General features: G+C 65.0%; 11 protein-coding genes. 9 read left to right on the forward strand and 2 right to left on the reverse strand.

The window, feature by feature from the left end:
• The first annotated feature begins 3 nt into the window (after positions 1-3).
• The 8 genes from truA (at position 4) to PTT45_RS07505 (ending at position 7843) form a co-directional block, all read left to right on the forward strand.
• Entirely contained in the window at positions 4-861 is an 858-nt protein-coding gene (gene truA / locus PTT45_RS07470) for a tRNA pseudouridine(38-40) synthase TruA (RefSeq protein ID WP_273812429.1), read from the forward strand.
• Positions 862-917: 56 nt separating this feature from the next.
• Positions 918-1538: a phosphoribosylanthranilate isomerase gene (locus tag PTT45_RS07475; RefSeq protein WP_273812431.1), complete on the forward strand. Its 621-nt coding sequence runs from the start codon at positions 918-920 to the stop codon at positions 1536-1538.
• A 128-nt stretch (positions 1539-1666) separates the two neighbouring features.
• Positions 1667-2542 (forward strand): acetyl-CoA carboxylase, carboxyltransferase subunit beta, encoded by an 876-nt coding sequence (gene accD, locus PTT45_RS07480; protein WP_273812433.1) that lies wholly within the window; start codon positions 1667-1669, stop codon positions 2540-2542.
• Complete coding sequence (gene folC, locus PTT45_RS07485) at positions 2539-3837, forward strand: bifunctional tetrahydrofolate synthase/dihydrofolate synthase (RefSeq protein WP_273812435.1); 1299 nt, start codon at positions 2539-2541, stop codon at positions 3835-3837. The genes accD and folC overlap by 4 nt, the downstream gene beginning before the upstream one ends.
• Positions 3821-4423: an SPOR domain-containing protein gene (locus PTT45_RS07490; protein WP_273812437.1), complete on the forward strand. Its 603-nt coding sequence runs from the start codon at positions 3821-3823 to the stop codon at positions 4421-4423. Before folC ends, PTT45_RS07490 begins: the two co-directional genes overlap by 17 nt.
• A gap of 92 nt (positions 4424-4515) precedes the next feature.
• Entirely contained in the window at positions 4516-5079 is a 564-nt protein-coding gene (locus tag PTT45_RS07495; RefSeq protein ID WP_273812439.1) for a CvpA family protein, read from the forward strand.
• Between the two features lie 32 nt (positions 5080-5111).
• Complete coding sequence (purF, locus tag PTT45_RS07500; protein WP_273812442.1) at positions 5112-6617, forward strand: amidophosphoribosyltransferase; 1506 nt, start codon at positions 5112-5114, stop codon at positions 6615-6617.
• A 14-nt stretch (positions 6618-6631) separates the two neighbouring features.
• A complete protein-coding gene (locus PTT45_RS07505) occupies positions 6632-7843 on the forward strand; it encodes an O-succinylhomoserine sulfhydrylase (protein ID WP_273812444.1) in 1212 nt (403 codons plus the stop codon).
• Between the two features lie 45 nt (positions 7844-7888).
• On the opposite strand, the gene gspD is transcribed toward PTT45_RS07505, so the two are convergent.
• Both gspD and PTT45_RS07515 read right to left on the reverse strand, forming a co-directional pair.
• Positions 7889-9847: a type II secretion system secretin GspD gene (gene gspD / locus PTT45_RS07510; RefSeq protein ID WP_273812445.1), complete on the reverse strand. Its 1959-nt coding sequence runs from the start codon at positions 9845-9847 to the stop codon at positions 7889-7891.
• Positions 9844-10503 carry a type II secretion system protein N gene (locus PTT45_RS07515; protein WP_273812448.1) on the reverse strand — a complete coding sequence of 220 codons (660 nt, stop codon included), beginning with the start codon at positions 10501-10503 and terminating at the stop codon, positions 9844-9846. The genes gspD and PTT45_RS07515 overlap by 4 nt, the downstream gene beginning before the upstream one ends.
• Positions 10504-10779: 276 nt before the next feature.
• On the opposite strand from PTT45_RS07515, the gene PTT45_RS07520 reads away from it, so the two are divergent.
• Positions 10780-13410, forward strand: a complete 2631-nt coding sequence (locus PTT45_RS07520; protein ID WP_273812450.1) for a LuxR C-terminal-related transcriptional regulator — start codon at positions 10780-10782, stop codon at positions 13408-13410.
• Positions 13411-13459: the final 49 nt, after the last annotated feature.

Genomic DNA, 13459 nt, shown 5'->3' on the forward strand with positions numbered 1-13459 from the left:
TTCATGATTGATGCAGTATCACCAGGGGCGGCCGAAGTGGCCGCCCCTGGCGTTTTCAGAATAGCCCTCGGTATCGAGTACAAGGGCGCGCGTTATCGTGGCTGGCAGCGCCAGGATAGCGGGGTGCCGACGGTACAAGCCGCTCTGGAAAAGGCGCTGTCGCAGGTCGCGGCTGAGCCTGTCAACCTGATGTGCGCCGGGCGCACCGACGCTGGCGTGCACGCCAGTGGCCAGGTCGTGCATTTCGATACCCGCGTCGAGCGCCCCCTCAAGGCCTGGATCATGGGGGGTAATGCGAATCTGCCTCCGGATATCAGCGTAACCTGGGCCAAGGTCATGTCGGCGGACTTCCATGCCCGCTTCAAGGCTTTCGCCAGGCGCTACCGCTATGTGATCTACAACGACCAGATTCGCCCGGCACACATGGCCGAAGAGGTTACCTGGAATCACCGGCCGCTGGATGTGGCGCGCATGCGCGAGGCTGCTGCCTATCTGGTCGGCACCCATGACTTCACCTCGTTCCGCGCCGTGCAATGCCAGGCCAAGTCGCCGGTGAAGACCGTGCATCACCTGGAGGTGATCGAGCATGGTCGCTTCATCGTCATCGACGTGCGCGCCAATGCCTTCCTGCATCACATGGTGCGCAATTTTGCTGGCGTGCTGATGACCATCGGTGCAGGTGAGCGCGAGCCGGGCTGGATAAGCGAAGTGCTCGAGGCTCGTGATCGGCGTGCGGGGGGCGTGACCGCACACCCTTACGGTCTGTACCTGATACAGGTGGAGTATCCGCAGGAGTTCGAGTTGCCGCAGCGCTACTTGGGTCCGCATTTCCTTTCTGCATTGCCGCAAAGCTTCGGCTGAAACTGCATCGCGGCTTTGCTACCATCGATTTTTAGTTTCCAGAAGGTGCCTGCACGTTGACAGCCGTTCGCGTCAAAATCTGCGGAATCACTCGGGTTGAGGATGCCCTGGCTGCCGTTGCGGCTGGCGCCGACGCCATTGGCCTGGTGTTCTACGCCAAGAGTCCCAGGGCGGTCGATGTCGAGCAGGCGAGCACCATTCTTGCCGCGCTGCCGCCGTTCGTGACCACGGTGGGATTGTTCGTCGATGTGCAGCGTGCCGAGCTGGAACGCATTCTGGCCCGTGTACCGCTGGACCTCCTGCAGTTCCATGGCGACGAGTCTGTGCAGGAGTGTGAGGGTTTCAATCGGCCCTACATCAAGGCTCTGCGAGTCAAGGCTGGCGACGATGTCGCTGCTCAGGTGGATGCGTATCCAAGTGCCCAGGGCATTCTGCTGGATACCTATGTCGAGGGCGTTCCTGGCGGAACCGGAGAGGCTTTCGACTGGTCTCTGGTGCCACGGACATTGAGCAAGCCCGTGATTCTGGCGGGTGGCCTGCGTCCGGACAACGTCGCCGGGGCGGTGGCCCAGGTGCGTCCCTATGCGGTGGATGTCAGTGGTGGGGTCGAGGCGAGCAAAGGCATCAAGGATGCGGAAAAGATTGGCGCGTTCATTCGCGCGGCGCGTGGCGTTTGATGTGACGACGAGCGGATGCCTGCCGTCCATAAGCCATTGCCCCGGCCGGAGGGTGGCGATAGCTGCGCCTGGCCTGAATCAGATTCGCTTGGGCCCTTGAGGGCCCTGCAACAGCTACGGAGATAAGCATGAGCAACTGGCTGAGAGAAAAACTGATCCCCTCGATCATGCGTTCCGAGGTCAAGAAGAGTTCGGTCCCGGAAGGGCTCTGGCACAAGTGCCCGTCCTGCGACGCCGTGCTCTATCGTCCAGAGCTGGAAAAGACCCTGGACGTCTGCCCCAAGTGCAACCACCACATGCGCATCGATGCGCGCGCTCGCCTGGACCTGTTCCTCGACGAGGACGGTCGTGAGGAGCTGGGCGCCGAGCTGGAGCCGGTGGATCGCCTGAAATTCCGCGACAGCAAGAAGTACAAGGATCGCCTCACCAGCGCGCAGAAAGAGACTGGCGAGAAAGACGCGCTGATCTCCATGAGCGGCAAGCTGCAGGGCATGCCTGTGGTCGCCTGTGCGTTCGAATTCAGCTTCATGGGCGGCTCCATGGGCGCCGTGGTCGGTGAGCGCTTCGTACGTGCCGCCAACGTGGCCCTGGAAAAACGCTGCCCGCTGGTGTGCTTCGCCGCCTCTGGTGGCGCGCGCATGCAGGAGGCACTGATCTCGCTGATGCAGATGGCTAAGACCAGCGCCGTTCTGGCCCGCCTGCGCGAGGAGGGTATTCCGTTTATCTCCGTGCTGACCGACCCTGTCTATGGTGGCGTTTCCGCCAGCCTGGCCATGCTCGGTGACGTCATCGTCGCCGAACCGCGCGCCCTGATCGGCTTCGCCGGCCCGCGGGTAATCGAGCAGACCGTGCGCGAGAAACTGCCGGAAGGCTTCCAGCGCAGTGAATTCCTGCTGGAGCACGGCGCCATCGACATGATCATCCACCGCAAGGATCTGCGTCCGCGCCTGGCACGCCTGCTGGCACAACTGCAGCACCTGCCCACCCCAGCGGCCACTGCATGAGTCGATCCCTTGCCGACTGGCTGAGTTATCTGGAGCAGCTGCACCCCAGTGCCATCGATATGGGCCTGGAGCGTTCGCGCGAGGTTGCTCGCCGGCTTGGCTTGGGTAAGCCGGCACCGCTGGTGGTCACCGTCACCGGTACCAATGGCAAGGGTTCTACCTGCGCTTTCCTGGCGTCCCTGCTACGTGAGCAGGGGCTCAAGGTCGGCGTCTACAGCTCGCCGCATCTGCTGCGTTACAACGAGCGGGTTCAGCTGCAGGGGCGCGACGCTTCCGACGAGGAGCTTTGCGCAGCCTTCGAGGCCGTTGAGGCTGGGCGCGGCGAAATATCCCTGACCTATTTCGAGATGGGCACCCTGGCAGCGTTCTGGCTGTTCGAGAGGGCCGGGCTGGATGCCGTGGTTCTGGAAGTCGGCCTGGGTGGCCGTCTCGATGCGGTCAACCTGGTCGACGCCGACCTGGCACTTGTCACCAGCATCGGCCTGGATCACGCCGACTGGCTGGGTGATACCCGCGAGTCCGTGGCCTTCGAGAAGGCCGGCATTCTGCGTCAGGGCAAGCCGGCCCTGTGCGGCGATCTGGAGCCTCCGCTGCCGCTGCTGCAGAAAGTTGCGGAGCTGGACTGCCCGCTGTTCCTGCGCGGTCGCGATTACGACCTGACGGTGGGCGAGGGTGGTTGGCACTGGCGCGGTCTGACTGCCGAGGGGCGGTTGCTGGAGCTGCATGATCTGCCGCTTCTGGATCTGCCGATGGAAAACGCGGCCCTCGCCCTGCAGGCATACGCGGTGCTGGACTTGCCCTGGCAGCCCGAGCGTCTGGCCCAGGCGCTGCGCGCTACTGCTGTCACCGGGCGCCTGGATCGCCGCCAGTTGAACTGGCAGGGCAGGGCGCTGAACCTTCTTCTCGATGTTGGGCACAACCCGCATGCCGCCGAGTACCTCGCGGCGCGCCTGGCTGCTCGGCCGCTTGAGGGGCGCCGGCTGGCGGTCTTCGGGCTGCTGGCGGATAAGGACCTGCCAGGGGTGCTGGCGCCGCTGCAACTGGATATTCAGAGCTGGGCCGTGGCGCCGCTGGATAGCCCGCGTGCGCGTCCGGCTGGCGAACTAGAGGCAGCGTTGCACAATCTCGGCGCCGATGTGCGCGCCTGCTCCAGCGTCGGGGAGGCATTGCTGGTACAGTGCGGTCTGGCGAGCGAGGATGACGAGATTCTCGTGTTCGGATCTTTCTATTGCGTGGCCGAGGCCCTGGAGTGGCTTGGCCAACAGGCGGAGGCAGGTAATGGCAGTGCTGGATAAGGGGCTCAAGCAGCGGATCGTCGGCGCACTGGTGCTGGTGGCGCTGGCGGTGATCTTCCTGCCCATGCTGTTTTCCCGCGAGGACGAGCTGCGCCAGGTAGTCGTCGACGCTCCGGCCATGCCGGACAAGCCGAGCATGCCCGAGGTGGCATTGGACCCGGTAGTCGTGCCGGAGCCGGTGGCCGAGGACGAGGTGCCGCCGGTCGAGCCGGTACCGCAGACTCCCAGCGAGCCGATTGCCACGCCGAGCCAGCCAGTACAGCCGGCCCAGGTTCAGGTCGAGGCACCGAAGCCTGCGGCGGCCGCCGCCGAGCAGAAGCCGGTCAGTGGTCTGGACGCCAACAACCTGCCGATCAGTTGGTCGGTGCAGTTGGCCAGCCTGTCCAGTCGCGCCGGTGCCGAGAAGCTGCAGCAGACTCTGCGCAGCAGTGGCTACAACGCCTATATCCGCAGTTTCGATGGTATGAACCGGGTCTTCGTCGGCCCGGTGATCGAACGCGCCGAGGCCGATCGCCTGCGTGACCTGCTCAACCGTCAGCAGAATCTCAAGGGTTTCGTGGTGCGCTTCCAGCCGGAAAACGGCTGATTCCCTCTATCACGGCCATATAGCGCCCCCGGCTTACCCGGCCGGGTCCGCTCTGTTAGAATTCGCCGCCTTTCCCGTCTGTAGGCAGCAACGTGGCATTCACTTGGGTCGATTGGGCGATCATCGCCGTCATCGCCATCTCCAGCTTGATCAGCCTGCGCCGCGGCTTCTTCAAGGAGGCCCTGTCGCTGCTGACCTGGATCATCGCCGGTGTAGTCGCCTGGATGTTCGGTGGCGCCCTCTCGCAGCACCTGACGGACTTCATCGATACGCCGTCGATGCGTGTTATCGCGGCCTGCGCCATTCTCTTCGTCGTGACCCTGCTGGTCGGGGCACTGATCAATTTCCTCATCGGTGAGCTGATCCGGGTAACCGGCCTGTCGGGCACCGATCGTTTTCTCGGCATGGTCTTCGGCGCGGCGCGCGGGGCTTTGCTGGTGGTAGTGCTGGTAGGGCTGGTGAGCCTGGCGCCGGTACAGCAGGATCAGTGGTGGCAGCAGTCGACCCTGCTGCCGCATTTTCTGATGGTGGCGGACTGGTCCAAGAACCTGATTCTGAGCCTGACCAGCCAATGGCTTGCCAGCGGCATCACGGATACACCCGGATTGCCGTTCAAGGAGGTTCTCTCGCAGCCTAAACTGCCTGAGAGCCTGTAGTTTCCCGATTCACATCACAGAGGTTGCGTCACATGTGCGGCATCGTCGGTATCGTCGGTAAGTCCAACGTCAATCAGTCCCTGTATGACGCCCTTACCGTGCTCCAACATCGCGGCCAGGACGCTGCCGGCATCGTTACCAGCCACGGCGGTCGTCTGTTCCTGCGCAAGGACAACGGCCTGGTGCGCGATGTCTTCCAGCAGCGCCACATGCAACGCCTGGTCGGCAACGTCGGCATCGGTCACGTGCGCTATCCCACTGCCGGCAGCTCCAGCTCCGCTGAGGCGCAGCCGTTCTACGTCAACTCGCCGTACGGCATCACCCTGGCGCACAACGGCAACCTGACCAACGTCGAGCAGCTGTCGCGCGAGATCTACGAATCCGATCTGCGCCACGTGAACACCAATTCCGATTCGGAAGTGCTGCTCAACGTGTTCGCCCACGAGCTGGCGGTGCGCAACAAGCTGCAGCCCACCGAGGAAGACGTGTTCGCTGCCGTCGCCGGTGTGCACGCCCGTTGCCGTGGCGGCTACGCCGTGGTGGCGATGATCACCGGTTACGGCGTGGTCGGTTTCCGCGACCCGCATGCGATCCGCCCGATCGTCTTCGGCCAGCGTCACACCGACGAGGGCGTGGAGTACATGATCGCCTCCGAGAGCGTTTCCCTCGACGTGCTCGGCTTCAGCCTGATCCGCGACCTGGCCCCGGGCGAAGCGGTGTACATCACCGAAGACGGCAAGCTGCACACCCGCCAATGCGCGCAGAATCCGCAGCTCAAGCCGTGCATCTTCGAGCACGTTTACCTGGCCCGCCCTGACTCGATCATGGACGGCGTCTCGGTGTACAAGGCGCGCCTGCGCATGGGCGAGAAGCTGGCCGAGAAAATCCAGCGCGAGCGCCCGGATCACGACATCGATGTGGTCATCCCGATTCCGGATACCAGCCGTACTTCCGCCCTGGAGCTGGCCAACCAGCTGGGCGTGAAGTTCCGTGAGGGCTTCGTCAAGAACCGCTACATCGGTCGTACCTTCATCATGCCCGGCCAGGCCGCACGCAAGAAATCGGTGCGCCAGAAGCTCAACGCCATCGACCTGGAGTTCCGCGGCAAGAACGTGATGCTGGTCGACGACTCCATCGTGCGCGGCACCACCTGCAAGCAGATCATCCAGATGGCCCGCGAAGCCGGCGCCAAGAATGTCTACTTCTGCTCGGCGGCCCCGGCTGTGCGCTACCCGAACGTGTACGGCATCGACATGCCGAGCGCCCACGAGCTGATCGCCCATGGCCGCAGCACCGAGGAAGTGGCCGAGCTGATCGGCGCCGATTGGCTGATCTACCAGGACCTGGAAGACCTGAAAGAGGCGGTCGGTGGTGGCAAGATCAAGATCGAGCACTTCGATTGCGCAGTGTTCGACGGCCAGTACGTGACCGGTGACGTCAACGAGCACTACCTGAACAAGATCGAACAGGCCCGCAACGATGCGGCCAAGGCGGGCAGCCCGACTGTCAGCGCCATCATCGATCTGCACAACGACTGAGCAGGGGAGCTGCCATGAGTCAGGATTGGGAAGCCGGCAGGCTGGATAGCGACCTCGAGGGCGTTGGCTTCGACACCCTGGCGGTGCGTGCCGGCCAGCGTCGTGGGCCTGAGGGCGAGCATGGCGAGGCCATGTTCCTCACCTCCAGCTATGTGTTCCGCAGCGCCGCCGACGCCGCCGCGCGTTTCGCCGGCGAGCAGCCGGGCAACGTCTACTCGCGCTACACCAACCCGACCGTGCGTGCCTTCGAGGAGCGCATCGCCGCTCTGGAAGGCGCCGAGCAGGCAGTGGCGACCGCCTCCGGCATGGCTGCCATTCTGGCCATCGTCATGAGCCTGTGCAGTTCCGGCGACCACGTGCTGGTGTCGCGCAGCGTGTTCGGCTCGACCATCAGCCTGTTCGAGAAGTACCTCAAGCGTTTCGGCATCGAGGTGGACTATCCGCCGCTGTCGGATCTGAGCGCCTGGGAAGCGGCCTTCAAGCCCAATACCAAGCTGCTGTTCGTCGAGTCGCCGTCCAATCCGCTGGCCGAGCTGGTGGACATCGCCGCGCTGGCCGAGATCGCTCACGCCCATGGCGCGCTGCTGGCGGTGGACAACTGCTTCTGTACTCCGGCTCTGCAGCAACCGCTGAAAATGGGTGCCGATATCGTCATGCACTCGGCGACCAAGTACATCGACGGCCAGGGCCGTGGCCTGGGCGGCGTGGTCGCCGGGCGCAAGGCGCAGATGGAGCTGGTGGTCGGTTTCCTGCGTACTGCGGGCCCGACCCTCAGCCCGTTCAACGCCTGGATGTTCCTCAAGGGCCTGGAGACCCTGCGTGTGCGCATGCAGGCGCAGAGCGCCAGCGCCATGCAGCTGGCCCAGTGGCTGGAAGGGCAGGCGGGGATCGACAAGGTCTACTACTCCGGCCTGGCTAGTCACCCGCAGCATGAGCTGGCCAAGCGCCAACAGAGTGCCTTTGGCGCGGTGCTGAGCTTCGAGGTCGAGGGTGGCAAGGAGGCGGCCTGGCGTTTTATCGACGCCACTCGGGTCATTTCCATCACCACCAACCTGGGCGATACCAAGACCACCATCGCCCACCCGGCGACCACTTCCCATGGCCGTCTGTCGCCGCAGGAGCGGGCCAATGCCGGCATCCGCGACAACCTGATCCGGGTTGCGGTGGGGCTGGAGGACATCGCCGACCTCAAGGCCGATCTGGCCCGCGGGTTGGCCGCGCTCTGAAACGAAAACGCCGCTCGATGAGCGGCGTTTTTCATTCCCCTCGCATCATTGCGTCTTGTCGCGCAGGTCGATGGCGGCAGCCCCTGGCTTGTCGAACAGGCGCACGGCATCGCCCGGCAGCTGGCTGTTGCCGTCTTCGTCGGCGCCCAGCACGCTGATGTCGTTGTATTTCTTGCCCGACAGCGTGGCCATGCCGGCGCGGTCGCGGACGATGGTCGGGCGCAGGAACACCATCAGGTTGCGCTTGATGTGGGTGTCCTTGGTCGAGCGGAACAGCCGGCCGAGGAAGGGGATGTCGCCGAGCAGCGGCACTTTCGAATCGGTGCTGGTGACGTCGTCCTGGATCAGGCCGCCGAGCACGATCACCTGGCCATCGTCGGCCAGGATCACGCTCTTGATCGAGCGCTTGTTGGTCACCAGGTCCACTGCCTGCGAGTTGACCCCGGTGCTGGGGGCGATGGAGGAGATTTCCTGCTCCACCTCCAGGCGCATGGTCGCGCCGTCGTTGATATGCGGGGTGACCTTGAGGGTTACGCCGATATCTTCGCGCTCGATGGTGGTGAAGGGGTTGCTCGAGCCGGAGGCGTCAGTGGTGTAGGAGCCGGTCTGGAACGGCACGTTCTGGCCCACCAGAATCTCCGCTTCCTGGTTGTCCAGGGTCAGCAGGCTCGGCGTGGACAGCAGGTTGCTCTTGCTGTTGGCGGAGAGGGCGGTGATCAGCGCGCCGAAGTTCTCGGTGCCGATGCCGATGATCGCGCCGTCCGGCAGGGTCAGGTCATCGGGGATCTCGTCTTCCTGGATGGCGCGCAACACGGTGCCTACCGACAGGCCGGTGTTACCGAAGTTGACCCCGCCCACGCCGCCGGTGCCTCCGCGGGCGTCCACCGCCCACTGCACGCCGAGGGCGTCGCTGATATCACCGGAAATCTCGACGATGGCAGCTTCGACCATCACCTGGGCACGCGGCACGTCGAGGTTGCGCACGATTTCCTCGAGGGTCGCCACGGTGTCCGGCTCGGCCAGCAGCACCAGGGCGTTGAGGCTCTCGTCGGCGCGGATCAGGATGTTCTGCGGTTTGCTGCTGGTGGCTTCGCCGCCGCCCTCGGGCGCCTTCAGGCCTTCGGAAATGTCGCCGAGGGTCTCGGCCAGGCTCTTGGCATCGCTGTGGCGCAGGCGAATCACTCGGGCGTTGGCTGAGCGGGTGCTGGGGGTGTCCAGCGAGCGGGCCAGGTTGGCCAGGCGCTGGCGCGCGGCGGGCGGGCCGAGAATGATCAGGCGGTTGGTGCGTGAGTCGGCGATAACCCGGGTGCCGGCACCGTCCTTGCGCTCGTTGCGCATCACCGCGTTGTTCAGCGCCTCGGCGGCGTCCAGCACCCAGGCGTACTGCAGGTTGATCACGTTGTAGTCGCCGCCGCCCTGGGCGTCGAGATCGTTGATCAGCTGGCGGATGCGTTCGATGTTGGCCCGGCGATCGCTGATGATCAGCGCGTTGGAGGCGGCCACAGCGGCCAGGTGGCCGTTCTGCGGCACCAGTGGGCGGATCAGCGGAATCAGCTCGTTGACCGAGGTGTGCTGCACCTGGATCAGCTCGGTCTGGATGTCGTCCGGTGCGCTATGGCTGCTGTTGGCGCCGCTGCGTGCCTCGGTCACCGGCACGATGCGCGCCTGGTCGCCCTGGGCCAGCACGCTGAAGCCGTGGGTGCTCATGACCGAGAGGAACAGCTGGTAGACCTCTTCCAGACCCAGCGGGGCCTTGGAAATCACCGTGACCTGGCCTTTGACCCGGGGGTCGACGACGAAGGTTTCGCCGGAAATCTCCGCCACCTGGTCGATGAAGTCGCGGATGTCGGCGTCCTTCATGTTGATGGTCCAGGTTTCGGCACCCTGGGTGACCTTCGCAGGTTCCGCGGCAAAGGCCACGGGGAGCGGCGCGCCCAGGCAGCTGGCAGCCAGCAGCAGGGCGAGGGGCAGGCGTTTGGGCGAGAAGGGCTTGCGATCGGTCATGGGCTTTCTTCGACTTCCGGTGCGTCCGGCTGCGGCATGTCGCCTTCGCCTTCCATGCGTTGTTGAAGGTTCTGGATGCGCTCCTGCAGAGCCCGTACGTCCTCGTCCTGCAGTTGTTCCAGCTGTTCGGCGGTAGGCTCCATCGGCGAGTTGTCCGACGGGGCGAAATGGGGTGTCAGCGAAGACTGGCGAATGGCCGGGAAGCGCAGGCTTTCCTCGTTGCCGCCGCGGTCGAGGACCACATGGTCCTTGTGTACCGAGTGCAGGCGGGTGCTGGAATTGACCTCGCCGCCCACGCCAACGCGCTTGGGCTTGTCTCCGGCGATCTGGATGATGGCGGTGGAGCGCTGGGCGTCCGGATTGACGAAGCTGGCCAGCAGGGTCATCTGCTGCTTGGTCGGCGGCGCATTCTGCGCGCTGCCCGGCGGCAGTGCCGGGGTGCCGAACAGGTACTGCAGGCGCTGCAGCGAGACCGGCTGGTGCTCGGTGGCGGCACTGGTTGCGGGTTCGCTGGGGGCTTCGCTACGTAGCAGGCGCAGCAGATCGACGCTCTGTTTGGTCAGGCTGAGGGTGATCAGCAGCACCACGAGCAGGCAGAGGCCGGTCACACCGTGGCGTTGCAGCCAGGCGGGAAGGCGAATGCTGATGGCGCTCAAGACATATATCCCCCGGTGTTCTTCTTATTCTGCGTGCGCGCTCTGCATGGCGCGCATCGGTCCGGCCCATACTCTGCGGGCGCTGCCAACCTTAACGCAAGTACTCTGGCTGTCGCTCTTTCGCGTGATCCATCTGCGCGCTGGTGCACTTTTGCCGTATATCGCGTCGCGGCCGAAAGCGTGAAACGTTTCGAAACTTCTTCCATCTGACTCGTTATCATCGGCCGCCATGTGCTTCCCGTTCAACAATAAAAATAAGCCTGACGGATCACTGCAATGGAAGATCGCAAGCCGCTTGCCCCGGCTCCCGCGGGTTTTGTCCGTGAGGAGTTGCTGGAACTGCTCGATCATTGCGAGCACTTTCCCCTGACCGTGCTGCTGGCGCCCGCAGGCTCCGGTAAATCCACCCTGTTGGCCCAATGGCAGGCGAGCGACCCCGCGCGCAGTGTGGTGCATTGCCCACTGCAGGCACGTGACAACGAGCCGGTGCGTTTCTTTCGCCACCTCGCCGAGGGCATCCGCACGCGGGTCGAAGACTTCGACGTGTCCTGGTTCAATCCGTTCGCTGCCGAGATGTACCAGGCGCCGGAGGTGGTCGGTGACTACCTGGCCGATGCGCTCAATCGCATCGATGGCGACCTCTGCATCGTTCTCGACGATTTCCAGTTCATCAGCCAGCCGACCATCCTCGAAGTGCTCTCGGCCATGCTTGAGCGTCTGGCCGGCGCCACGCGGGTAATCATCTCCAGTCGCAACCATCCGGGCTTCTCGCTCAGCCGCTTGAAGCTGGAGAACAAGCTGCTGTGCATCGATCAGCACGACATGCGCCTGTCTGCGGCGCATATCCAGCAACTCAACGCCCACCTGGGCGGCGCCGACCTCAGCCCGGCCTATATCGACAGCCTGATGGCCATGACCGAGGGCTGGATGGCCGGGGTCAAAGTAGCGCTGCTGGCCTACGCGCGCTTCGGCACCGTGGCGCTGGAGCGCTTCAACGGCAGCCAGCCGGAGATCGTCGACTACTTCGGCCATGTAGTGCTCAAGCGCCTGTCGCCGCAGATGCATGACTTCCTGCTCAGCTGCGCCCTGTTCGAGCGCTTCGACGGCGAGCTCTGCGACCAGGTGCTGGAGCGTACGGGGTCTGCCCTGTTGCTGGAGGAGCTGGCGGTGCGCGAGCTGTTTCTGCTGCCAGTCGGCGAGCAGCCCGGCAGCTATCGCTATCACGCGCTACTGCACGATTTCCTGGCCAAGCGCCTGGCGTTGCACAAGCCCCAGGAGGTGCCGTCGCTGCAGCGTCGTGCGGCGATGTTCTTCCATGCGCGCGGCGACTTCGAGCAGGCGCTGCAGCATGCCCAGCGCAGCGGCGATCAGGCGCTGTTCCACTGCCTGCTGGAGGAGGCTGGCGAGCAGTGGGTGCGCCGTGGCCACTTCGCCGAGGTACTGAAGTGGCTGGAGCCGCTCGGCGAGGATGAGCTGTGCGAGCAGCCCCGCCTGCTGGTGCCGATGACCCTGGCGCTGACCCTGTCGCGACGCTTCCATCAGGCGCGCTATTGCGTCGACGACCTGGCTGCCCGCTGCGTGGGCCGGCCGGGGCTGGACGAACCGACCCGCCAGCTGCTGGCGCTCAACCTGGAGCTGTTCCAGCACGACCTGGCCTTCGATCCGGGGCAGCGCTGGCAGGGCCTGCTGGCGCCCGGCATTTCGTCGGACGTGCGCGCCCTGGCGCTGACCATCCTGGCCTATCACCACCTGATGCACGGCCGCCTGGAGCAGTCGATCCAGCTTGCGCTGGAGGCCAAGGCATTGCTGGCGCGTACCGGGCAGCTGTTCCTGGAGAGCTACGCCGACCTGATCATCGCCCTGTGCAACCGTAACGCCGGCCGCGCCACCAGCGCGCGCAAGGACGTCTGCCTGGACTACCAGCGCACCGAGCGCTCCTCGCCGGCCTGGCTGAACCGAGCCACGGCCATGGTGGTGGCGCTGTACGAGCAGAACCAGCTGGCCGCGGCGCAGCAGCTGTGCGAGGACCTGATGGCGATGGTTACCTCGTCCTCGGCCACCGAGACCATCGCCACGGTGCACATAACCCTGTCGCGCCTGCTCTACCGGCGCCAATCCCAGGGCCGAGCCGGGCGCCTGCTGGAGCAGCTGTCGCGCATCCTGCAGCTGGGCAACTACGCGCGCTTCGCCAGCCAGGTGACGCAGGAAAGCATGCGCCAGGCCTATCTCGATGGCCGTCCGGCGGCGCTGGATGCCCTGGCCCAGCGCCTGGGCATCGACGAGCGCCTGGCCGCTGGTGAGTGGGAGAGGGTGCGCGACTATGACGAGTGCTGGGAGCGTTGCGGCCTGGCCGCCGTGTACTGGCTGGTGATGCGCGGCGCGCAGCCGCGTGCCTGTCGCATCCTCAAGGTGCTGGCGCAGTCGCTGCAGAAGAGCGAGATGAAGGCGCGAGCCCTGGTGGTGGAAGCCAACCTGCTGGTGTTGAGCGCGCCGCAGCTGAGCGAGGAGGAGCAGATCGGTGCGCTGCTGCAGCTGGTCGAGCGCTTCGGCATCGTCAACATCAACCGCTCGGTGTTCGACGAGGCGCCCGGCTTTGCCGAGGCAGTGTTCGGCTTGCTGCGCTCGGGTCGCCTGCAGGTCCCGGAGGCCTACAGCGAGGCCTACGCGGAGTTCCTCCTGGCCGAGAGCCTCACCCCGGCAGTGCCGGCCGACCCGGTCAGCCTGCTGACCGACAAGGAGGCGGAGATCTTCGCCTGCCTGCTCAAGGGACTGTCCAACTCCGAGATCAGCGCCAGTACGGGCATCGCCCTGTCCACCACCAAGTGGCACCTGAAGAACATCTACTCGAAGCTCAATCTCTCCGGCCGCACCGAGGCCATCCTCGCCATGCAGCAGCGCGGCGCCTGACACCTCCCTGACCGACGGTAGCCCCGATTCCCGTTCCCCCCTCCCGGGG

This window comes from Pseudomonas sp. Gutcm_11s (assembly GCF_028649395.1).
GTDB lineage: Bacteria > Pseudomonadota > Gammaproteobacteria > Pseudomonadales > Pseudomonadaceae > Aquipseudomonas.

Bases quoted from the DNA above. Each gene is read 5' to 3' on its own strand.
- truA (WP_273812429.1), top strand. From the start codon at position 4: ATGATTGATGCAGTATCACCAGGGGCGGCCGAAGTGGCCGCCCCTGGC.
- accD (WP_273812433.1), top strand. From the start codon at position 1,667: ATGAGCAACTGGCTGAGAGAAAAACTGATCCCCTCGATCATGCGTTCC.
- folC (WP_273812435.1), top strand. From the start codon at position 2,539: ATGAGTCGATCCCTTGCCGACTGGCTGAGTTATCTGGAGCAGCTGCAC.
- PTT45_RS07490 (WP_273812437.1), top strand. From the start codon at position 3,821: ATGGCAGTGCTGGATAAGGGGCTCAAGCAGCGGATCGTCGGCGCACTG.
- purF (WP_273812442.1), top strand. From the start codon at position 5,112: ATGTGCGGCATCGTCGGTATCGTCGGTAAGTCCAACGTCAATCAGTCC.
- PTT45_RS07505 (WP_273812444.1), top strand. From the start codon at position 6,632: ATGAGTCAGGATTGGGAAGCCGGCAGGCTGGATAGCGACCTCGAGGGC.
- gspD (WP_273812445.1), bottom strand. From the start codon at position 9,847: ATGACCGATCGCAAGCCCTTCTCGCCCAAACGCCTGCCCCTCGCCCTG.
- PTT45_RS07520 (WP_273812450.1), top strand. From the start codon at position 10,780: ATGGAAGATCGCAAGCCGCTTGCCCCGGCTCCCGCGGGTTTTGTCCGT.